Origin of the sequence: Lysinibacillus sp. GJ-1, assembly GCF_021166035.1 — a bacterium.
Taxonomy (GTDB): domain Bacteria; phylum Bacillota; class Bacilli; order Bacillales_A; family Planococcaceae; genus Lysinibacillus; species Lysinibacillus sphaericus.
In genome coordinates this window covers 2,397,434-2,418,668 of record NZ_CP088912.1, presented here as the reverse complement: position 1 = coordinate 2,418,668, position 21,235 = coordinate 2,397,434, and the positions used below count along the sequence as shown (strand labels likewise).

Annotated in this window: 30 protein-coding genes; 20 read left to right on the top strand and 10 right to left on the bottom strand. The window is 34.6% G+C overall.

All coding sequences use genetic code 11. The features are described from left to right. Positions 1 to 34: 34 nt before the first annotated feature. Positions 35 to 1,684 (bottom strand): globin-coupled sensor protein, encoded by a 1,650-nt coding sequence (locus LO754_RS11640; RefSeq protein ID WP_231784375.1) that lies wholly within the window; start codon positions 1,682 to 1,684, stop codon positions 35 to 37. 131 nt (positions 1,685 to 1,815) lie between these two features. Between LO754_RS11640 and LO754_RS11635 the strand changes: the two genes are divergently transcribed. The 3 genes from LO754_RS11635 to LO754_RS11625 all read left to right on the top strand — a co-directional run bounded on the left by LO754_RS11635 (position 1,816) and on the right by LO754_RS11625 (position 3,067). After that, complete coding sequence (locus LO754_RS11635; RefSeq protein WP_024361645.1) at positions 1,816 to 2,097, top strand: DUF1033 family protein; 282 nt, start codon at positions 1,816 to 1,818, stop codon at positions 2,095 to 2,097. A 220-nt stretch (positions 2,098 to 2,317) separates the two neighbouring features. After that, positions 2,318 to 2,518 carry a cold-shock protein gene (locus LO754_RS11630; protein WP_004230088.1) on the top strand — a complete coding sequence of 67 codons (201 nt, stop codon included), beginning with the start codon at positions 2,318 to 2,320 and terminating at the stop codon, positions 2,516 to 2,518. A 207-nt stretch (positions 2,519 to 2,725) separates the two neighbouring features. Beyond that, on the top strand, positions 2,726 to 3,067 hold the full coding sequence (locus LO754_RS11625; protein ID WP_231784374.1) for a DUF1232 domain-containing protein: 342 nt from the start codon (positions 2,726 to 2,728) through the stop codon (positions 3,065 to 3,067). Positions 3,068 to 3,308: 241 nt separating this feature from the next. Here the strand turns inward: LO754_RS11625 and LO754_RS11620 are convergent, their stop codons facing one another. The 6 genes from LO754_RS11620 to LO754_RS11595 all read right to left on the bottom strand — a co-directional run bounded on the left by LO754_RS11620 (position 3,309) and on the right by LO754_RS11595 (position 7,345). Beyond that, positions 3,309 to 3,590, bottom strand: coding sequence for a hypothetical protein (locus LO754_RS11620; protein ID WP_231784373.1), 282 nt, complete (start codon positions 3,588 to 3,590; stop codon positions 3,309 to 3,311). Between the two features lie 10 nt (positions 3,591 to 3,600). Continuing rightward, the gene (locus LO754_RS11615; protein ID WP_024361648.1) at positions 3,601 to 3,990 is read right to left on the bottom strand and encodes an SHOCT-like domain-containing protein; all 390 of its coding nucleotides are present in this window, start codon (positions 3,988 to 3,990) and stop codon (positions 3,601 to 3,603) included. Positions 3,991 to 4,003: 13 nt separating this feature from the next. Next, entirely contained in the window at positions 4,004 to 4,369 is a 366-nt protein-coding gene (locus tag LO754_RS11610; protein ID WP_024361649.1) for a DUF2089 domain-containing protein, read from the bottom strand. 382 nt (positions 4,370 to 4,751) lie between these two features. Further along, on the bottom strand, positions 4,752 to 5,576 hold the full coding sequence (locus tag LO754_RS11605) for a S1C family serine protease (RefSeq protein ID WP_024361650.1): 825 nt from the start codon (positions 5,574 to 5,576) through the stop codon (positions 4,752 to 4,754). Between the two features lie 57 nt (positions 5,577 to 5,633). Continuing rightward, positions 5,634 to 6,290, bottom strand: coding sequence for a hypothetical protein (locus LO754_RS11600; RefSeq protein ID WP_231784372.1), 657 nt, complete (start codon positions 6,288 to 6,290; stop codon positions 5,634 to 5,636). A 59-nt stretch (positions 6,291 to 6,349) separates the two neighbouring features. Then, on the bottom strand, positions 6,350 to 7,345 hold the full coding sequence (locus LO754_RS11595; RefSeq protein ID WP_024361652.1) for a S66 family peptidase: 996 nt from the start codon (positions 7,343 to 7,345) through the stop codon (positions 6,350 to 6,352). Positions 7,346 to 7,570: 225 nt separating this feature from the next. On the opposite strand from LO754_RS11595, the gene LO754_RS11590 reads away from it, so the two are divergent. Beyond that, positions 7,571 to 8,041 (top strand): DinB family protein, encoded by a 471-nt coding sequence (locus tag LO754_RS11590; protein WP_025219546.1) that lies wholly within the window; start codon positions 7,571 to 7,573, stop codon positions 8,039 to 8,041. Positions 8,042 to 8,154: 113 nt separating this feature from the next. Here the strand turns inward: LO754_RS11590 and LO754_RS11585 are convergent, their stop codons facing one another. Together LO754_RS11585 and LO754_RS11580 are read right to left on the bottom strand one after the other, a co-directional pair. Then, positions 8,155 to 9,759 carry an ABC-F family ATP-binding cassette domain-containing protein gene (locus tag LO754_RS11585; RefSeq protein ID WP_024361654.1) on the bottom strand — a complete coding sequence of 535 codons (1,605 nt, stop codon included), beginning with the start codon at positions 9,757 to 9,759 and terminating at the stop codon, positions 8,155 to 8,157. A 96-nt stretch (positions 9,760 to 9,855) separates the two neighbouring features. Next, a complete protein-coding gene (locus LO754_RS11580; protein WP_231784371.1) occupies positions 9,856 to 11,040 on the bottom strand; it encodes a site-specific integrase in 1,185 nt (394 codons plus the stop codon). 517 nt (positions 11,041 to 11,557) lie between these two features. Between LO754_RS11580 and LO754_RS11575 the strand changes: the two genes are divergently transcribed. Further along, the gene (locus tag LO754_RS11575; protein ID WP_231784370.1) at positions 11,558 to 14,605 is read left to right on the top strand and encodes an AAA domain-containing protein; all 3,048 of its coding nucleotides are present in this window, start codon (positions 11,558 to 11,560) and stop codon (positions 14,603 to 14,605) included. Between the two features lie 90 nt (positions 14,606 to 14,695). On the opposite strand, the gene LO754_RS11570 is transcribed toward LO754_RS11575, so the two are convergent. Then, positions 14,696 to 15,262, bottom strand: coding sequence for a helix-turn-helix domain-containing protein (locus LO754_RS11570; RefSeq protein ID WP_231784369.1), 567 nt, complete (start codon positions 15,260 to 15,262; stop codon positions 14,696 to 14,698). Between the two features lie 149 nt (positions 15,263 to 15,411). Here LO754_RS11570 and LO754_RS11565 point away from each other — a divergent pair, with 149 nt between their 5' ends. The 15 genes from LO754_RS11565 to LO754_RS11495 all read left to right on the top strand — a co-directional run bounded on the left by LO754_RS11565 (position 15,412) and on the right by LO754_RS11495 (position 21,189). Next, entirely contained in the window at positions 15,412 to 15,591 is a 180-nt protein-coding gene (locus LO754_RS11565; protein WP_231784368.1) for a hypothetical protein, read from the top strand. A 58-nt stretch (positions 15,592 to 15,649) separates the two neighbouring features. Further along, positions 15,650 to 15,919: a hypothetical protein gene (locus tag LO754_RS11560; RefSeq protein ID WP_231784367.1), complete on the top strand. Its 270-nt coding sequence runs from the start codon at positions 15,650 to 15,652 to the stop codon at positions 15,917 to 15,919. Positions 15,920 to 16,179: 260 nt separating this feature from the next. Further along, the gene (locus tag LO754_RS11555) at positions 16,180 to 16,557 is read left to right on the top strand and encodes a hypothetical protein (protein WP_107896467.1); all 378 of its coding nucleotides are present in this window, start codon (positions 16,180 to 16,182) and stop codon (positions 16,555 to 16,557) included. A gap of 15 nt (positions 16,558 to 16,572) precedes the next feature. Continuing rightward, on the top strand, positions 16,573 to 17,181 hold the full coding sequence (locus LO754_RS11550; RefSeq protein WP_231784366.1) for a Rha family transcriptional regulator: 609 nt from the start codon (positions 16,573 to 16,575) through the stop codon (positions 17,179 to 17,181). Next, positions 17,168 to 17,458, top strand: coding sequence for a hypothetical protein (locus LO754_RS11545; RefSeq protein ID WP_231784365.1), 291 nt, complete (start codon positions 17,168 to 17,170; stop codon positions 17,456 to 17,458). The genes LO754_RS11550 and LO754_RS11545 overlap by 14 nt, the downstream gene beginning before the upstream one ends. Next, positions 17,455 to 17,610 (top strand): DUF6906 family protein, encoded by a 156-nt coding sequence (locus LO754_RS11540; protein WP_231784364.1) that lies wholly within the window; start codon positions 17,455 to 17,457, stop codon positions 17,608 to 17,610. Before LO754_RS11545 ends, LO754_RS11540 begins: the two co-directional genes overlap by 4 nt. Positions 17,611 to 17,717: 107 nt before the next feature. Continuing rightward, positions 17,718 to 17,939, top strand: a complete 222-nt coding sequence (locus tag LO754_RS11535; protein ID WP_231784363.1) for a hypothetical protein — start codon at positions 17,718 to 17,720, stop codon at positions 17,937 to 17,939. A 95-nt stretch (positions 17,940 to 18,034) separates the two neighbouring features. Then, positions 18,035 to 18,262, top strand: coding sequence for an ArpU family phage packaging/lysis transcriptional regulator (locus LO754_RS11530; RefSeq protein ID WP_231784362.1), 228 nt, complete (start codon positions 18,035 to 18,037; stop codon positions 18,260 to 18,262). A gap of 221 nt (positions 18,263 to 18,483) precedes the next feature. Continuing rightward, entirely contained in the window at positions 18,484 to 18,852 is a 369-nt protein-coding gene (locus LO754_RS11525) for a hypothetical protein (RefSeq protein ID WP_231784361.1), read from the top strand. Positions 18,853 to 18,870: 18 nt separating this feature from the next. Beyond that, positions 18,871 to 19,158: a hypothetical protein gene (locus LO754_RS11520; protein ID WP_231784360.1), complete on the top strand. Its 288-nt coding sequence runs from the start codon at positions 18,871 to 18,873 to the stop codon at positions 19,156 to 19,158. A gap of 100 nt (positions 19,159 to 19,258) precedes the next feature. Further along, positions 19,259 to 19,564: a hypothetical protein gene (locus tag LO754_RS11515; RefSeq protein ID WP_231784359.1), complete on the top strand. Its 306-nt coding sequence runs from the start codon at positions 19,259 to 19,261 to the stop codon at positions 19,562 to 19,564. A 12-nt stretch (positions 19,565 to 19,576) separates the two neighbouring features. Further along, positions 19,577 to 20,182 (top strand): DUF5052 family protein, encoded by a 606-nt coding sequence (locus tag LO754_RS11510; RefSeq protein ID WP_231784358.1) that lies wholly within the window; start codon positions 19,577 to 19,579, stop codon positions 20,180 to 20,182. 71 nt (positions 20,183 to 20,253) lie between these two features. Next, entirely contained in the window at positions 20,254 to 20,493 is a 240-nt protein-coding gene (locus LO754_RS11505; RefSeq protein ID WP_231784357.1) for a hypothetical protein, read from the top strand. An 84-nt stretch (positions 20,494 to 20,577) separates the two neighbouring features. Further along, positions 20,578 to 20,865: a hypothetical protein gene (locus LO754_RS11500; protein ID WP_231784356.1), complete on the top strand. Its 288-nt coding sequence runs from the start codon at positions 20,578 to 20,580 to the stop codon at positions 20,863 to 20,865. 84 nt (positions 20,866 to 20,949) lie between these two features. Further along, positions 20,950 to 21,189, top strand: coding sequence for a hypothetical protein (locus LO754_RS11495; protein ID WP_231784355.1), 240 nt, complete (start codon positions 20,950 to 20,952; stop codon positions 21,187 to 21,189). The last annotated feature ends 46 nt before the right edge of the window (positions 21,190 to 21,235 follow it).

Sequence of the window (21,235 nt, the reverse complement as noted above, 5' to 3'; positions counted from 1 at the left end):
ATTAATATAGAATAGAACACGCTTCGATACTCGTCTACCTCTTGTAAATGCCATCAGCCTTTTGAATATTGCCTTCTTGATATGCTTCCGCAGCTAACTTAGCCGATTTATGCACTTGTAGGTGATATTCGTCTAATTCACGATAATCTTGTAAATGACCAAAACGTTCCACTGTCCGAGGAGCAGTATACCATTTACCGAGTCGGCATTCAGTATGTGAAGACACGTCACTTGGTTGCACTTTTTCTAAACCAAGGAACATATTATAAATACGCCATTTCCATAAAATATGGTCTGCTTTTGAAAGTTGTAATAAAGCAATGGAAGATAACTGGACATTATTATTTGCGATAATATCATTACGGAAACGATTAATTTCTTGCCCGAGTAAGTGTATATCGCTGGATGTATTATAACTATAATCACGAATATCATCTTGATGGCCTGAAATTTCAATCATTCGTGCTGATACTTCGTCTATGGCAGCAGCTTGCTCCTGCGAAATGGCAGCTGTATTGGTCACATCGAGATTAATCCCTTCAATTGCAGCAACAATAGCATTTAGCAGTGGTAATGATTGTTTTGCCTCAATTGTAGCTTCCTTAATAATCGTTGTTGTTTCCGTTATGGAATGGGATACATCATTGGAGTAACTTTTCAGATGGTGAACATTTGTTGATACTTCACTAAGAGCGGAAACCGTTCCTTCTGCTAATTTACGGACTTCTTGCGCTACTACAGCAAATCCTTTGCCATGTTCACCAGCACGAGCAGCTTCAATTGAGGCATTCAGTGCAAGTAAGTTTGTTTGATCGGCAATTTGGTTTATTAATGTCACAACGTGTTCGATATCATTGACACGTTTTTGTAACTCAGTAAACGAATCAACGATGTTAGTAAACGTTTCTTCCGTTTTAAAAATTTCTGATAAAGCATGCTCAATGGCATTCTTACCTTTGACAGCATGATCAACTGATTCCGTTGTTTTTTCAGAAATATGCGAGGACATCCGAGCAACTTCATTGATTGATGCGGCAATTTCCTCTGTTGCAGCAGTAGAAGATTGTATTTCTTCATTTTGTTTATCTAAACTAAATACTAAATCTTTCATGTACATAATTTTTGCATTTACATCCATAAGTGATGAAATTTCAGCGACAACGTTCTCAATTATACGCTCTGTTAATACTTCCACAAGCAGTTCCTGGTCCACATTGACAGCTGATTGGAAAGATTTCATATACTCAAAAGCTTTGTATGGTTTTAAACCAAAGTTATGTAAAATGTAAGTCGTAATATAAAAGGCAAATTGGTTAAATACTACAATTAACTTACCAGGTTCATATTGGTTTTTTCGAAACAGATTGAAAAACTTTACCGTTTCATCCACATATTCATCATCACGAGTGGCCAAGAAAAATTGTGTTAAATAGCGACTAATATTTTCTTCACTAATCGTTTGTTGAGAGGAGGGAGAGATTTCATTTAAATAATTTTTAAAAATTGCATTCATAGAAGGCGTAATATCCTTCAATTTATAAAAGAGAGCTTTTAAATTTTCTTCATCTTGTTTATTAAAATGATTAAATGCCAATGTCTTGTTGAAACAGTATGTTGCACTTAAGTTGGTCCCTCGCTTTAGCAATTGTTCTAGCTCTACTTTAGGTCGAATACTTGAAAACATAAAAAAAATACCTCCCAAATTAAATAATGAATAATAAGGTAATAATAGCATATTGCAGGGTGTTTTAATAGACATTTCAGAAGTGTTTGCTAAAATTAGAATATCTTATAACAGCAAGGAATGTGGCAAATATGTATACAATACTTTACATGAAAGCTGACTATGAGCCTTGGTGGAAATTTGAAGGCTGGGAAGCTTTTATTCAAACGCAAGAAACGTTTGATACAAAAGAGCAATTTGAGCAGGCATTACAACGGAAATTAGCGCATTTCCGATCAGTATATGAACATGAAGCGACTAAAGAGGGTGGTTTTTGGGCTTTTTGGTCTGAAGATGAAAGTTTTTACTGTGAAGCTTGTGATGATGATGCGCAAGTATACCATGGCATAATGGCTTTTGAAGGACATTGTTAAATAAATTTTCAAATTAATTAAAAAAACAATTTTCTTTATTTGACAAAATTATGAATGATGGTATACTTAACTTAACAATTTAATTGCTTCACCGGAAACATGGATTCACATATTACAAAAAGTGATCGCGTTAGTTCGGTACTCTTTGTAATATGTGAATTTTTTTAATTCGTTGAAGAAATTACATATTGTTCACTTTTATTTTTTGGAGGTTTTTTAAATGAAACAAGGTACAGTAAAATGGTTTAACTCAGAAAAAGGTTTTGGATTCATCGAAGTTGAAGGCGAAAACGACGTATTCGTACACTTCTCAGCTATCCAAGGCGAAGGTTTCAAAACACTTGACGAAGGTCAAAAAGTGGAATTCGAAGTTGTAGATGGCAACCGCGGACCACAAGCTGCTAACGTAACTAAACTTTAATTCTCGGTAATTAAAATTACTTTCGTTAAAAAAAGGCACCCTATTTTTATAGGGTGCTTTTTTTGTATACTTTTGCGCTAGTTCGACAATAGTAAGGGCAGGTATTTTGCTATGGACTCGTTTTCAATAGCTCATTTTTAATTATTAATAGGATTATTTTTTCGTTTTGGGGTAAAAGGAAATTAATGTAGAAGGAGGCAGCTCAACATGGATAACAACGGAAACAAACAGAATAAGCAGGAACATCATGATTATTATCAAACATTGCGGAAGAAACTTGTACAATTTTTCACTTCAAAAACAGGGAAGAATCATCGATATGCTGATTATTTATTATTTGTACCTGATATATTTCATTTACTAATTAAAATCGTGACAGATCCTGCAATTGACTCTAAAAGTAAAACATTAATTGGGGCAACCATTACGTATTTTATTTTCCCAATGGATGTTTTACCAGAAGGTATATTTGGTTTTGGCGGTTTTCTGGATGACTTGATGTTAGCCACGTATGTTCTTAATATGACGATTAATAAATTAAATTTCTGAAGTGATTGAAAAACATTGGACTGGTGATGAGAAATTGCTTGGACTTTTACAAAAACTAACAGAAACAAGCGAGGAACTTTTAAGTAAAATGCCTGCAAAATCAATTGTTACAAACTATCTGCACAAAAACAAAAAATAATTATATTATGTTAACTTAAATTGTTCCGAATTAAAATCCCCCATTCTTTTAGAAAGGGGGATTGTTCGCTTTGTTCACTGTACCTTCTCCACGTACTGCAAACTATAATTTAACCTTCACTTCAGTGCCATCATTTGCTTTGACATCCACTAGTACGATTCCTTTATAATTTTTCAGCTCCCGAACAATAGGTTTGAGCACTTCTCTATCTATTGGTGGAAAAGTAAAGTCTATTTTTTTTCTTTCGAAGTGATCTTTTGTCCATTTGTTTGCCATTAGCTGGATAAACTTTGAAGTTAAAATGGAAATAGCGATATTGACAAATGCATATGGAATAGGAATGGTGATGCGCACACCTTTTGCTTTTACTTTGACATACATCATAAGCGTTTCACTATTCAATAATAACTGAAACGGTATCCCCGTCTGCAGATTTAATATCAACAATTTGGCCATCTAATTCGTTTTCGATTGCTTCTAAGATAAGGTTGATATCTATATCTTTAACATATTTTTCTGATTGCGGTATGCTTGCAGCAATGCTGTGACCTGCCATTAATATTACTTTTACAAGTTTTATAGGCAAATTAACTGTAACATTATCATTTTCGGCAGAAATCACACGAATTTTTAATGTTTTATCTAAATAGGTAGTTGGTTTTTCTAACGATATATTTCCCGTTTCTTCTTTATCCTTTAATGCTTGAATTAGTTCAGATCCTTTGTCTGCATCAATTTTTCCTTCTTGAATCATGGTTAACACTCTTGAAATTTCTTCTTTCATCATTGATTCCTCCTTATTCTTCTTTTAAAAGTTTAATGGCTTCTTCAGCTGTGATTTCGCCATTTTCCAACATAGTGACAACTTTTTTTTCGTCGATTTCATTTTTCTTTTTTGGCTCATATCCAAGGGATGAAATAATGTCTGTTAACTTGCCTCTTACCGTTGGATAGGAAATACCCAATTCTTTTTCAACTTCTTTAATATTCCCTCTGCATGTCAAAAATACTTCCACAAAATGCAGCTGATCCTTTGATAAGGAAGCCAGCTTTGATAATTCAAATTCATTTTCAATCGTAGTGTGACAATGAGAGCATTTTAGCCTGGTTATTTTTAATGTTTTACTACAGACCGGACAATTTGTAATTACTTTATAAGCCATAGTGTGACATCCTTTCTATTTGTTGATTAAATTATATAATAAAAAATCAATAAAATAAACATTAAAATTAAATAAATTAATTTTATTAATAAAAAACTTTAATAATTTAATCATTGATATTAAATTGTAGTTTGATTTTCGATTTATAAGAGCAATAGGAGGAGTGACGTATCACTAAATATGAGTGGTTTTTGAAATTGGAATATAATCTTGAAAGAAGGGGAGTACAATTATGTCTAACTGAAAGTATATCGTGTAGTGAAGCGAATATAATCATGATGAAATGTCAGGAAAGATGTAAAAGGAGAAGCCCCGCCGCTATCTATTGAAGATAGATGGGGGGCTTTTATTAATCATAGAAGTACATCAGTTGCTAAGTTAATTACGATGCATTAATAGTTTGCTCGATTTGTTCTTGTAAAACATGTACAGGTATAAACAATCCTACTCGTCCATAAGGCTCCTTTTTTATGGTGGCGAACACAATACCAATAACATCACCGTCTGTATTAAGAACAGGGCTCCCACTATTGCCTTTGTATACAGGTGCTTGCATCATCATAACGGGCACTTGCCAATCATCAAGATAAATTTCTTTTAGTAATGTTCCTTTATTTGCAATACCTGTGAAAGCTAGTGGATTACCAATGAAATAAACTGCCTCATCTTCTTGATAACTAGGGCGATTGGCAAGCGTTAACGACGGTAGGTTGGTACCAGTAACTTGCAAAAGAGCTAAATCGACTTCAGGAAAACTTTGTACTAATTGTGCTTCCATAAGCCCTTGTTCTGGAAAGACAACAGACAATGTAAGCGCATTTTCCACCACATGGGCATTTGTTACTATTAAGCCATCTGGAGAAATGACAAAGCCTGTCCCTTTACTAGAGCCAGTAGAGACTTCAACAATCGCTTTTTTATACGTTTGAATATCTTCTTGCTTTGATAATTGGCTAGAGACCTTGAGAAATTCAATAGCTGGTATCGAGTAAATTTGGAAAATCAGCGCAAATGTATTCATAAATAAGACGAACGCCATGCACCATATCATCCATTTAATAATAGGCTTCTGCTTCTTCGGCTTGCTTCCTTGCAGGCGTCTTTCCCGTTCTTCAGCTAAAGCCTTTTGTTGCTCTGCCAGAACAAGTTCAATCAATTCCTCTTCTGTTAACTCTTCTTCAGTAGTGTGCTTATGTATATCGCTCATGTAAGCTACCTCCTTACTTAAAGAAAAAGGCGCCAGAGAGACGCCGATGTAGACAATTTATTCGATTTTTTGAAGCGTTGAAGTGACCGTAAAAACTTCTTCTTTATTTGTTTTCATTTCGTCTTTAGTATGGATCAGCCCCACACCTTTGGCAAAGTATTTTGTCGTCGTCATGTTGTCCTTTGTTTTCCTAAGCTCAATTACATTGTGGAAAGTGGCGAAGCTCGTTGTGATAGCGGCAGTAGTCGATAGAATGACCCAACCATCAAAGCGATGCCCAACTTGCAGCGGTTGTTGTAAAATCGTTTCAATAACCGGAAAGGTTGCTATTTCTTGAGCTGTTGGCACTGTAGGAGCTTCATCGACCGCTTCCATATAAACAAGTTCTATTGCGGCATTCGTAATACGATAAACTTTTAATAAAATGACACCGCCATTATTTTCGATTTGTGCAATTGACGTTTTATCGATATAGCTTGTCTGAAGTGTGTAACTAGCAAATTCGTTGCCTTCACCTTGAAAATAAGCTGTTGATCCATCTGGAGGGAAATAGTCAGTTATCAGTCCTGCATCTAGCTGTTTTGAATTTTGCTCATCTGTTTGGGTCTTGTCATGATTCGTTGCAAGGCTAGCTTGTTCCTGACGCTCAGTTTTTGGATTGTTTGTACAGCCAACAAGAATAAGTGCTAGACATAAGAATATGATTTGTCTCATATCCAACTCCTTTGCCATTTTTCTTTAAGTATACGTGAAGTGACGACTAGATACGAATATTAACAGAACCAGCTCTCTAAAAATGTAATGCGTTTTTGCGTTGCATCCACTTTGACACGTAAACCAAGTGGCATTGCGTGCAATGGGTGTGTATGACAACAATCCACCTCTGCCAAGATTGGGATGGCTAACCCGTCAAGCTGTTCTAACAGAACATCGTATGGTTTTCGTCCTGTTCCTTCATCATCGTATTGCTCATGTTTACCTAAAATAATTGCGGAAATGTTGTTAAAGAAGCCATGTAATTTTAGCATGGCGAAGTTTTTCTCCACTACAGCAATCGTTTTAGATGTATCTTCTAACAGTAAAATATCGCCTTCTTTTATTTGTGGGAAAAAGGGGGTTCCTATAAAACCATACATTGTATTGATATTGCCACCAATTAAACGACCTTCCGCACTTCCTTGTTGTACGGTAATCCATGCATTATCATGTTGTGTTTTTTCTACAGTTTTTTCAAGCCAATTAATACGGTCGTCCGTCCAGATAGGGGGAGTGGGCATTTCATAAGGAATTGGCACGTCTTGCATAAACAACTCTTTAAAATATTGTTCTGTGTAGTTGACGAATGGTGGGAATTCACCGAATGTGGATGCAACAGAAGGACCGTAAAACACCGGAATGCCAGTCTTTGCATAGATGGCAAGTAGGATGGCTGTTACATCCGACAAGCCCACAAGTATTTTAGGCGTTTGTTGTAACGCTGCATAATCTATATAAGGCAACATACTATTTGCATTTGTGCCTCCCATCGTAGGTAATATCATTTTCACCGTAGGATCCCGTAGTAAATCATTGAGCTCTTGTGCACGCTCCTTTGGCGTACCAGAACGGTATGTATCACTTTTGCCAGTTAATAGACCTTCCTTGATGGTAAAGCCGAGTGCCTGTAATCTTGCCTTACCTCGTTCATAACGTGCTTTAGCAAGTACTGAAGCTGGTTTGGAGGGCGAATAAATACCAATAGTATCGCCTTGTTTTAATGGGGAGAACATAAAATACCTCTTTCCAATTATTTAAGTTGTAGCCCATTATACATGATTTTACAACTATATGGGTGAACTCTACTACTTTATGAAATAGATGCTACTATCAACAGAAATTTAGAACATTTGTAGCAAAGTTGATATTGTTATGTATGTTAACCACATTCTAGAAACTTGCGATACTGTTTAGAATTGACTATGATAATGTCAGAGTCAAAAAATGGGGGCGATTTGATGTATCGACAAGTAGAAGATTTTCTAAACGACTGGTCAATTGCAGCGGAAGGAACGGTTCAAGTACTAAAAGCAATAACGGATGACAAGTTAGAGCAATGTATTGTTGAAGGGCATAATTCGTTAGGTTGGTTAGGCTGGCATTTAGTTGGTGCAGCAGGCTATTTTAGTTATTTAGCAGGTTTAACAGTGCCGATGATTCGTCAAGAAGATCCAGTTCCAGCTACAGCAGCTGACATTGTAGCGACCTATGAAAAGTTAGCCAACAGTATTAATGAGGAAGCGGCAAAGCTATCAAATGAGGGCTTACTAGAAGAAGTGAACAGTTTTAAAGGACCGATTTCTAGAGGCGCATTATTACGCGCAATGATTGATCATCAAACACATCATCGTGGACAAATGACTGTACTATTACGACAAGCTGGTTTACCTGTACCAGGTGTATTAGGACCAACGAAAGAAATGCAATAATCTAATGAGACGGCAAATACAAGCAGTATTTGTCGTTTTTTAATTTCCAAAATAAAAACTCCCCCAAGTAAGTGGGGGAGCATCATACTATGAAACGTTATTTAGAGAAAGGTTTAGTTTAAACCTTGGCTGTCTTTCCACTCTAAAAACTCATCATAAGTTAACTGTTTGTCTAAAATCGTACCATCTTCACGGATTTCAATGACACGGTTAGCAATTGTTTGGATGAACTGATGGTCATGTGATGTGAAGATCATGGCACCTTTGAAGCGGATTAACCCTTCATTTAGCGCTTGAATGGACTCAAGGTCAAGGTGGTTCGTTGGTTCATCAAGTAAAATAACATTAGCAGTTGCTAACATCATTTTAGACAACATACAACGCACTTTTTCTCCCCCTGATAAGACAGAAGGGGATTTTTTCACTTCTTCACCAGAGAATAGCATGCGACCTAAGAAACCGCGTAGGAAGCTTTCTGTTTCATCATCAGGTGAATATTGACGAAGCCATTCTACTAATGATTTTTCAGAGCCTTCAAAGTATTTATCATGATCGTTTTCGAAGTAGCTTTGAGATGTTGTGACACCCCATTTAAATGTACCAGCATCTGCTTCTTTTTCTTCCATTAGAATATCAAGAAGCGCTGTTTTTGCCATCGGGCTACCTAGTAATACGATTTTATCGTCTTTATTCATTGAGAAGCGAATGTCTTTAAATAACGTTTGACCTTCTTGACTCGCTGTCAAACCTTCCACTGTTAAGACATCATTACCGATTTCACGACCGATTTGGAAGTTGATAAATGGATATTTACGGCTAGATGGTTTAATATCGTCAAGCTCGATTTTATCCAACATTTTTTTACGTGATGTTGCTTGTTTTGACTTTGATGCATTGGCAGAGAAACGAGCAATAAACGCTTGTAATTCTTTAATTTTCTCTTCTTTTTTCGAATTTTGGTCTTGCGCCATTTTTTGCGCTAACTGAGAAGATTCATACCAGAAATCGTAGTTACCCACATATAATTGGATTTTAGAGAAATCCAAATCCGCGATATGTGTACATACTTTGTTCAAGAAGTGACGGTCATGGGATACGACGATTACTGTGTTTTCAAAGTTAATTAAAAATTCTTCTAACCATTGAATTGCTTTTAAGTCAAGGTGGTTGGTAGGCTCATCCAGTAATAGAACATCTGGTTGACCGAATAAAGCTTGTGCTAATAATACTTTGACTTTGTCAGAACCTTCAAGGTCACCCATTAACATATAATGAAGGTCATCTGAGATGCCTAAACCGTTTAATAATGTTGCAGCTTCTGATTCAGCTTCCCAACCGTTTAGCTCTGCAAATTCACCTTCTAATTCAGCAGCACGCATGCCATCTTCATCAGAGAAATCTTCTTTTGCATAAATTGCATCTTTTTCATTTTTTACATCATATAGGCGTTTGTTACCCATAATAACAGTATCTAATACTGTATGCTCATCATATTCGAAGTGGTTTTGTTTAAGGACAGATAAACGTTCGTCCTTACCCATAGAAACATTTCCTTCTTGTGCTTCAATTTCACCAGAAAGAATTTTTAGGAATGTTGATTTTCCTGCACCATTTGCCCCGATTAAACCGTAGCAATTCCCCGGTGTGAATTTTATATTTACGTCTTCAAATAGTTTACGATCGCCATAGCGAAGACCTACATTACTTACTTGAATCATGCAAGTTCCTCCTTTTTTCACAATGGCTCTAGTATATCATGAAATATGTTCCATAGTCTATAAACATTATTAAATCAAGGTTTATCATCATTTAATTTAATGATTAGCCCCAGTTCCTGCCCCAGCTACCTCTAAACTGTTACTAAATAAATAGACAGATTCTGTTTCCATTTCTTTTAAAACATGTCCATACACTTTATAAATCATATCGGGCGTATTCCCTAATCTTTCAGAAATTACTTTCACATTCATTCCTCGATTTAGTAAGATTGTGCAATGAGTATGTCGTAAACCATGCAAAGTAATTTTGGGAAGAGAAGTCCTCTTTGTTATCCTATCAACTATTCTTTTTGTTCGTTCTGCTGATAACGGTTCAAACGAGTTTTCAGAGAGAAAGACAAATGATTTATCAGTTAATTTTTTACCACAGGAAAATAATAAAGCCTTACACCATTTTTGATAGACTTCTAATTGCTTCATCACTATGTTATCGACTAAAATGGTTCTATAACTGTTTTTTGTTTTAGGTGAGCGTACGCCTTTATCATCTCGAGTGCGCTCGATAGTTATTGTATTGTTCGAAAAGTTGACATTTTGCCATTGTAGACCTAAAGCTTCACCTCTACGAATACCGGTATAGGCAACTGTCAGTAGAAGGCTATAATTTGTAATATTTTCATGCTTTTTTGCATCATCAAGAAATGTAACCAATTGTTCAGGAGATAAGAAATTGAAATTCTCATTATTGTATTCATCAGGTTCAGTTAGCTTAACTTTTGTAAAACGATTTCGAGGAATTAATTCATTTTCAACAGCTGCATTAATAGCTATTTTGAAAATGCTATGTCGTAAACGGACAGTACCTGGACTGTAGCGACCTTCAAGGTTTGCAATGAATTCTCGTTCATATGTCAATTTATCTAATTGTTGTAATTTGTAATGTCCTAGAAGTGGTTTTATATCTACTCGAATTATCATTTCTCTTTGTGTACTTGTACTGATTTTCCATTTTCTATGGTTAATTTCGTACCAAGTATCTAACCATTCTCCAACAGTTAGGCGATCATTTTCGATTTGTTTGGTTTCACCTCGCAGCGTTGCAGTCTTCACTTCCAATAGGACTTTCAATGCTGCTTTTTCTGTTTTAAAGCCACTTTTCTTCTTTTCTCTCCGCTTACCAGTAGCATCATAATATTTATGCCGAAACATCCATAATTTTTCTTTATTTGCATTAAAATAATGAAATATTTCAGGTTCCTTTGTTGATTTATATAACTTCATTTATTCCTGTCCTTTCATGCTTGGCGGCGTGTATAGGAATTCAAAATGTAATGAAGTATTCAGGTAACCTTTTTAGTGAGGCTACTAAAATTATTATACCTATTGATACTTTAACTATGCAAATTACTATTTTTGATGAAGGATATCTTAATACTAGCATGTTGAAGAAAAAATTCATTTCAATTGAAAAATAGGTACAAACAGGTACTTTTTACTAATCACCTTTCTTTTATGCTTTTTCTATGAAAGTAAGCTAATCAACCTATGTCTTTAAATTTTAGAATTTAAATGAATAATCAAACCCCTTTAACTTATCCTCAATTGACACTGATATTGTTTGAATAGTCTCTGAGGTAAAATGTATTTCTTTGTTTTCCTTCATATACTTTTATATTCGTTGTTTAAAATAGAGAATTAATTTGAATTTAAATAAAAGTACTCTCCGATTCTGGCGAATCCCCTTGTTGTTTCTCCGCTTTTTATACTGTAATATCAGAATCGGAAGGAGTGGTACAATATGGATAATAAAATTAATACAGTCTTAAATGCCTGGTATTTACTTGAAGCAATTCAGCCTAAAGCATTACCGAAAAAAGGTGAATTGGAAGATTATTTATTTACTCATAAAAAGAAGGTTCCTAAATTAGCTCCGATAGAAGTTTGGGAAAGACCGTGGCAACAACATATATTAACTGATATTAAAAAGACGGATGTACAGTTTCATTATTATATGAAATGTTATGAACAATGGGAGCTTACTGAAAAATTGAGAATGATTTTTCGAAGTGACGAAGAGTTAGTTGTGAAGGATACTACTCTCAATTATAGCTTTACTTTCTCAGTAAATAGCGAGGGGAAATACATAGAAGACTCATTATTTATTCCTTTTGTACACTACTTACTTAAGGAATTAAAAGAAACTCAAGGTTCAAATTATAATAAATTGTTACAAGATTATAAAAATAGATGCAAGTATATGGAACAAAAGGCAACAGCACTGTTTATAAATGGCGTAGATGAAATAAATATCCGAAAATTGCAACAACAATATACACAATATTTTGAGGAGTTTTCGGTTTTTTCGCAACAATATTTAAAAATCAGTGTGTCTTATAAAAGTAGTCAAAGTGAACAAATGAACCGTAACAGCTTCTTTTTATCAGATATAGAATCAGTCTTGAAGAAAGGGGTTAATGATACGCTCGGTGATTTTATCATAGGCGCTGAGAAGCGTATTGATATTGATAATGAAAGGGAATTGATTGAGCAAATTTTGCAACCTGAAAATTTACCATTAGGAAGATGGCCGTCGCCTGTTTCACATAGACTTTCACTCATGCAGCAAGTAGCGGTTAATCAAATTATTAATGGGGATGAAAGACTTCTCTCTGTGAACGGACCACCTGGAACTGGAAAAACAACTTTGTTGAAAGATGTATTTGCAAATATTGTAGTACAACGTGCTATCCAGATGGCAACATATGAAGATCCAGCAACAGCTTTTAAAAAATCTCCTTTCTTTGAATTGGATGGTTTTCGGTATAATGTGAGTTACGAATTAGATAATAAATTAAAAAATTATTCAATTGTTGTAACCTCAAGTAATAACGGAGCTGTTGAAAATATTTCTAAAGACTTGCCGAAAAGAGGGGAAATTGCTACTCCAAAGAAGAGTAAAGAGGGTGTTGTTGAACCAGGTATTAAAAATGAATATGATCAGAAAATCGCTGATTATTTAGAAGAATTAGAATATTATCCAGCGACAGCTAAAAAGTTAATCAATTATGAAGATGAAGCATGGGGGATGTTTTCTGGTATATTTGGTAGGTCAGAAAATATCAATAATTTTATTTGGAACGGATTATTAGATGATGGAGAAGTTGAAGTATCCTTTGTAAAACAATTGAAGCAGGATAATGAACTATATTCGATAGAAGATTGGCAAAAAGCAGTGAAAGAATTTCAACAACTACTCCATTCTGTGGAACAAAAGAAGAATGATTTACAAAAATATATTAAATTAGATAAGGATATACAGTATTTAGAAAGAGAACTCCAATTAGCAGAACAAACCCAATCGAAAACGACAGAACTCTTGTCTCGATTACAAATACGTCAATCAGATATAGAAGAATCGCTAAATTCTTTGAAAAAACCAAATTTCTTTTTGAGAATACTAGGTTTTAAAAACAAAAATGAAAAAGTATTGAAGCAACAACATACAGAAGTTATACAAGATATTATAAAATTAAAGAATAAGGCTGCGGAGGCTAGTCAATACCAAAATCAATTGAAGAATCAAAAAGAACATAATTTACAAATGAGTGCACCCTTTAGAAGAAAGTATGCTGAAGAAGAGTTACAGTTATCCACTGATGTGTATTGGGAATCTAGAAATAACAGCCATAGACAACAAAATGTTATTTGGCAAACAAATGTTTTAAATTACGAACGTGGGTTGCTCTTCTTAAAAGCTATGAAAGTTCATAAATTATTTTTAGTGAAAAATTCTATTGCAATCGATAAGTCCTTGCGATTATTTAATAACCGAAGAAAGTTAAACTTAAATAGTAGTGATCATAGAGAATATCTTAAAAATGCATGGCATGTGATTCATCTCATAACACCATTAATTAGTACGACTTTTGCTAGTTTTACCAATATGTACAAAGGAATCGAGCAGGATTTTATTTCTCATTTATTTATTGATGAAGCTGGACAAGCAAGCCCGCAATTCGCAGTAGGAGCACTATGGCGCTCTAAAAAAGCTGTTATTGTAGGTGACCCAATTCAAATTGAGCCAGTAGTGACGATTGATAAAACATTATTAATGGATATTTGCAAGCATTTCAATCTAGAGGAGCATTATATGAGTATAACAACATCTGTTCAAAGCGTTGCTGATTTAGCTAATCCATATGGTACTTATAAAGATAAAGAAAAAAATCAATGGATTGGTATTCCATTATGGGTACACCGACGCTGCTTAAATCCGATGTTTTCGATAGCTAATAGTATCGCCTATGATCATAAAATGGTATTAGCAGATACAGATGAAGTTGGTATTGGTGAATGGATTGATTGTGTAGGAAAAGCAGAGGACGCTCAGTATGTTAAGGAACAGGCAGAATATCTGGCACAGGTAGTATTTGATAAATACAAAGATGAAAATAGATTACCTAATTTATTTGTTATTACTCCTTTTACAGCAGTGAGGGATGGACTAAAAGAAGTAATTCGTCAAAAACTAAAACCCTTACAGAATCCGAGATTAAATGAATGGCTAGAAAAATCTATAGGAACAGTTCACACTTTCCAGGGAAAAGAGGCAGATATTGTTTACTTTGTAACAGGAACTGATGAACAAACTGAAGGAGCTGCGAATTGGACATGTTCGAAACCAAATTTATTAAATGTAGCTGTAACAAGGGCAAAAAAAGAATTTTATGTTGTAGGTGATTTAAAGCGATTTAGTAAGAAAAATTACTATGATAAAATTGTTCATTATATGGATATTTATAAAAAGGATACCTCCTTTGAAATTGAGAAATCTAGAGAAGAGTGACAGAAATATAAAGGGATTCGCCAAAAATGGCGAGTCCCTTTTGCCGTTCTATTGCACCTCTTTTTTATTTTCTCCAATATAAAGGCTTTCCTAGCTGGGTTCTTGTTTTCGCGAGGCTAGTAATTTTTCTGCTTTTTTCTCAGCTTCTAACTCCATTCGATAACGTGCTATCTCTACCTCAATAGAATCGTCTTTTGTTACCGCCTCGTGTTGCTTTTCAATATTATGATTTAATACTTTAGTTTTAATACAATCTTCTGTAGTAGCTACAGTTTCATCATTATTAGGTTTGAAAATTGCTTCTAGTTCATTTATTAATTTTTCACGTATATCACGATCTAAATTCATATAACTTCGCATTATCTTAATCTCTAGTTCTGTGAGATTGCTTTTTTTGGCTTGTTCATCCAAGGAAAATATTTCCTTTTTAATAAACATTTCACCTTCACCTGTTCTTAACCAGTTTTCGCTAATATTAAATTCACGAGAAATATCTTTAATAATACGATCTGTTACGGTTTTTGTTTTTTTTCTTTCTATGTCTGATAAAGAACCCTGTTTTAATCCAAGCATTAAGGACATTTCACTTTGTTTAAGATTAAGTACTTTCTCTCTTAAATATTTTATTCGCTCATGTACATCTACACTGGTATTCAAAATTACCCCTCCTTTCTACATAAATTACTTCTATCATATCAATATAAAATCGGATAGTCTATAAATCGAGATAGAAAAACATATTGATTAAATGGATTATCTATATTATTATATGGTTAATCCGATTTTATGAAGGGGTGAGATTGCAGATGGATATTTTTTTAAATATTAATGATAAACCTTCTTTTGAACGGATGGCACGTTTATTAGGAAATTTAACAGAAGAGCAACAGCGTTCAATTGAAAATTATATTAAGGGATATGAAGCAGGGATTCAGGCTGGTATTCAAGTTGGTAAATCTGTGGCAACACAAGAACTTCAAGTATAAATAGCAAACTAACACGGATCTACCTATTCCAAAAGCATCTGAACAAGGGGGTGAGAATTTGATCCCAGCGAACATTGAAGTATCACTTGATAAACAAGCCATTCGTCAGTACCTAGAGAAACGGCTTGATGAAGAGGTACGAGAAGTATTGTGGTTAATTGATTTGCAAAAGATGTCTGAGCTAACGAACATGTCACCAAGGTTTTTAGAAAGTGAAGTTGTATGTGATGTGCGAATGCGAGCTATTGAGGTTAAAAAGCATCGCAAACGTTGGTGGCCGTACCAAAAGGCATTTGAAGTTGTTCATGAAATTACAAGTGAATGGTAATAAGAATTCAATTATACAGCTTGGCGGCGTATAGAGATTATTTAAAAAAGGAGTTGTGGAAGTCACCATATTAAGTGAATTCTAATATTTACAATAAAGTTAAGCTGCATCTACGCATTTAACGGTGAAAGTGGGGGATGTTGGCATGGTGAATTAACACGTATTACATCTTATATTTATGTCGGTAATAAGCGCGATAACCACGTATTTTTGGCTTACATTAAAGAATATCAGTAACTAGAAAGGTGGCGAACAATTGAATGCAAAGATTAGAGGAAATTCAAGCCTTTATTCAAAGAGTTTTAAAGGTACAGCAAGAATTTGAGGATTATTTTAGAACACACCAGGATGTATTTTTTTTCGATCTTAATCCTCGGTTTGTGAGGCTACAACAGGATTTATACACTCACGCCATAAAACTAGGCATTATAAGCATTTCTAGAGATAAAGATAACAATATTGGACATGTATTACTCACTAAAGAGGCTTTTAATGCCATTACAACAAAGGAGCAACAGGTGCCCTGGTATATAGACGAAAGCAATAAGGATTGGATTGCTGAACATTATAAAGTCACAATAGATGGAATCGAAATGTGGAATGTAGATGGCAGACATAAAGAGCGAGTGTACCAGTAGAAAGGAGCATTGATTTTGAGTTTAAAACAATTACTGGAAGGACCACGAGGAATTGTTTTTGTGAATGATAATCAAGCTTTTACAGATAGTCGGATTATTGCAGAGGTATTTCAAAAAGGGCATGACAAGGTTTTACGTGATATACGCAGTTTAAAATGTTCAGATGCCTTTCGTCTCGCTAATTTTGGTGAGGCTGAATATGTAAATGGACAAAGTAGAAAAATGCCAATGTATGTACTAACATTTAATGGATTTGCAGTATTAGCAATGGGATATACAGGTGAAAAAGCTATGCAATTTAAAGAATTATACATAGAGGAATTTGACCGTACACATCGATTGCTGGCAGACCTTCAAGTTACATTGTTATCCAAAGAACAAAAGATGATTAGTCTTGCTGTGAGAAACCGGATATTACTGCTCTATCCAAATTTGTCGATTCACGCCCGAAAAAAATACTTTGCTGCTCTATATAAAGATCTGAAGCAACAATTTCAGGTATTGTCCTATAAAGATATTCCACGTAATGCAATGGATGAAGCATTAGCTTTTATTTGTGGTTGGGTCTCGCCAAAATTGGTGAGTCGGAACGTGAACGAGGAGGTGGAATATGTTGAATGCTAGTATCCAACAATTAGATTCATTGTTTCAATTTCTCTCTACATTAGAAGTAAAAGTAAATCAAGCACAGCCACCAGTAAAACATGGCGATTTCATTTTTAGTTATGACAATGAGTTGCATTGGGTCGAAGAGTTTATATCGGATTCAAGTTTTACAGCTTTACGTGTAAACGATCAAAGGATTGTGACATTACAAGTACGACACGTTAAACGATTTGCTTCTAAACGTGAGATAAATAGGATTTTGAATATTGCAAATAAAGAAGGGGTGGTCTTATGAAGAATGGAAAAAAGCTAACAGTTTATCAACGCAATTATCTCCACTCATTAGGATTAAACCCACATGAGTGGTTACTAAGTAAAAAAACAAATATTGAATGGGTACTAATCGAACGAAGTTCTGGTGAGCCACATGTTATTCCTGCCCCTTAGAAATGGGAAGGTGTGAAGCCAATGCTGTTAGATATATTAAGTTTTCTAATAATTTTATTTTGTTGTTTTTATTTCTATTTACTTTAAAAAGATTTGGAGAGTTGCAAATGATACCAGAATCAATACCAAAATCACAAAAGGGTACACTCGTTTCGTTACTGACAATGCAATTTCCAGACGGAATAGTCCATAAAGTTGGCTTTGTTGTATCAAAACGTAGGAAGTATGGAGATTTAACAACTGTAGTACAGCAAACAGCAGCTGCCAAGCATAGTCGTTTATCAAAATATGGACAATCCTTATTTGATGCTTGTTTTAAAGGTTGGTAATGGCCAGGTACTACATAGGGAGTTGAGAACTAAACCAATAAAGTCTTTAGTTCTCAACTTATTTCTATTTTTTAAGGAGGGTCGTCACTATTGAAATGGCTAATCAAAAAAATAAGAAAGAATTAACTACATGGGTTCTTGATAAATGTTTGCCCAAATATTTTGAAATGGAATTACAGGCTAATTCTAGCCAGTTACCAAGCATGACCAGTCGTTGGAAAGAAACGCCGAGTCATTCTAATGATTTTCATAGTTCTACAGAATCGACAGCAATCAAAAGAGCAGCCGCAGCTGAATGGGTGGAGCCTTTCATTCAAACTTAAATAGTTTACCAGAGTTACACCGTAAGCTGATACAGCTTAAATATTTATCAAGAAGTGCTGAGGGCAAATATCAAGGAGATGAATTTGTTTATCCTGAACTAAATTTAAGTCGTTCTGCCTATTATATTGAAAAAATCAGCACTCTATTGGTTAGGTCTTCAGCTTGCAGATGATTCCATAATCCAAAGCGTGATCCAAAGTGAATAAGAGGGTGATGTTATATGAAGATAAAAATAATGTTAGTCATCTTGGGCTTATCAACATTATTTTTTCTAAGTGGTTGTGCAGAAGAGGAGGAAAAGATTTCAGTAACCTTTCTTCAGTTAGCAAAACAAGACAATGGGACATTTGCAATTCTTGTAGATGATGCCAATGAAGTTTATTACAAAATGGCCATTAGTTCCTATGAGTATAACCATTGGGACTTAGAGGAAAATACGGTTTTAGATAATCTCCCTATACAAGAAAGTTATGATAATTCCCTTAGTTTGTTTAGTGTTACTGTGTTAGAAATTCAGTTCAATGATAAATGGCATCGAATGTATGAAACTGACTATTTTGAAGAAGAAAATGAAATATTATCAAAATAAAAAGGAGGTTATAAACAAATGAACACAGAGTACCCAAGCAGCCGATTACGTTTTTTAGATATTACAGATAGGAAATGCAATGCTCTTGTCATTGGAATAGTGGGGAGAGGTGCTGCCTTTCATATAAAAAAAACATTCCTGGATGTTTGTGTAAGTGGCAAAACAAGTACAGGTTGCAGAGAATTACAATTATTTTTACCAGCTCCAAAGAATCAAACCAACTTGTTTCCTAGAGTATTAACTTTTCAAGAAAAAATGCTACTGTTTTTAAATTTTATCATTGAGACGAAGCCAAGAAGAAAATGAACTAAGAACATGCTTAATGAAATACATTAACTTATCCATACTCAATTAAAGCAAAAAAAGGAGTTTTACCTATTTTTATTACATATGGGAGGAGATAAGAATGGCGCATTTTGAGGAAATGGAAGCATTAGGACAAGTAACAATTTTTGATGTATTAAATTTTGCAGTAGGTGATAGGGTGCGTGTCATTATTACACAGGAAAGTGATGATGAAGCGTATACGTGTTTAAAGGCATATCATCCACGTGTGTTTGAAAAGCCTGGAAAGATAGTGGAGGTTCTACCTAAAAATCAATACAGGGTCAACTTCGCTGGAGAGCTGCACATTATGCGATTACAAGAACTTCAGTTTGATCAGGGGGAAGAATATTTCAAACGTGAATTTAAAACTAATATCAGAAAATGAGGCAAAAATAAAATGAGACACCTACTAAAAATCTTAATTGTTGCTGTTTTAGTATTCATATTATCAGCTTGTAACTTGTTAGAGTATGAAGTTGGGAACTTAAAGGAAGAATTAGCCGGACGTACTATGTTGGTTCAATCCTATGACGAAGATAGCCAGTTAATTGATCGTATACAAGGAGAAAGCATTAGCGTAAATGCTGATCGTAAATTCGCTATCAAAGATTCAGAAGGAAACACAGTTGAAAAGTCATCTGTTCTCAATATTACGGTTGGAGGGAAACAAATGCTACATGTTGGCAGTAGCTTATTAGCATTTGAATCAGGACTTTCAAATTTATTTGAAGAGTATAGCCAAAAGGTTGATATTAAAAATTTTGACAGGTCTGTCCCTTTTTTAAATCGCTTAGTTAATGATCTTCAAAATGCGACTGTAGGAAAAAGTAAAATTGTGCTGATTCGAAGTCAATCAGGACAACCACTTGCGACCTTTGCTGGTGATGATGTCAGTTATTTTGCTACAGACATTGATAAATCAACGGCCTTGTTGATAGACGGAAAATTTCTTTTAATCTATCGATGCGATTATACGATTTATGATACCGAGTTACTTCAGTGATTTATTAGAAGATATTTAGGATGCTAGGATGATTCAACATATTTTAATGCTCATTTTGAGGAGGATGTTACATGTTAAAACAGTATTTTGAGAATCGAAGAAAGCGTGAAGAGAATAAAAAAGTAAATAAAAGAGTAGTACATCGTTCAATACAGGAAACAACAAATGCAAGTCACGTTGATAGCACACTAAACACAATTAACGCAATTAATATTGCTTCAAGCGATTCGAGTGGGCGTTGCGATTCACACAGTTCAGACTATAACAGTTATTCAAGTGATTCCGGCGGCAGTTCATCCTCTTGTGACTGATTTATAAAACTGATAGGGAACATTAAGCTACATTAGTGTTCCTAATTGAGTTTCTATAAATCAGTGGATAGGAGGTGTTAAAAAATGATGGTGTGGAAGGAACAGGTTTTTATAATTGTACTATTTGTCGTTATGTTGATTGCAATGGGATGGTATTTATTCTTTACACCAGACCCTCTTAGAATGTATAGCGATTATCCGTCAATTGGTTCAACTTCAATTGACGAAATAAAAAGTTTTGAAGTAGGCGAGAATAAAACATTAATTCAAAAAGAGATTGGAGAAGGGTATGAAACAAGTAGGTTAGATGAAAAGGGCATTTGGGAATCAACAGTTGTTTATAAAAAGATTGAGAATGAGAAGTTAGATTAATCAAATTTTATTTCACAGGTGAAAAGCTATCTTCGATAGTAATTAGATAGCGCATCAGTGTTTTTGGAGAAAGGGGGAATGACAATGGCAGCTATATCGTTGGAAAATGTGAAAAAATGGCGTAACATGCCTTGGTTAAAAAGAGGTATGCGTGTAGAGGTGGCAGGGGAAATGGGTGTTGTTACATCTGGAAACTGCAGTCTGAATATTAATGTTCGATTGGATGGTTTGAAATATAGCCAAAATTGTCATCCGCATTGGGAGACTCGTTATTTTGACAAAGATGGTAAAGTGATTGCTGATTATCGAAAACAAGCAAATTAAATTAATAATTTGAAAGAAAATGTGCAGTTGGAAACAATAAAACATT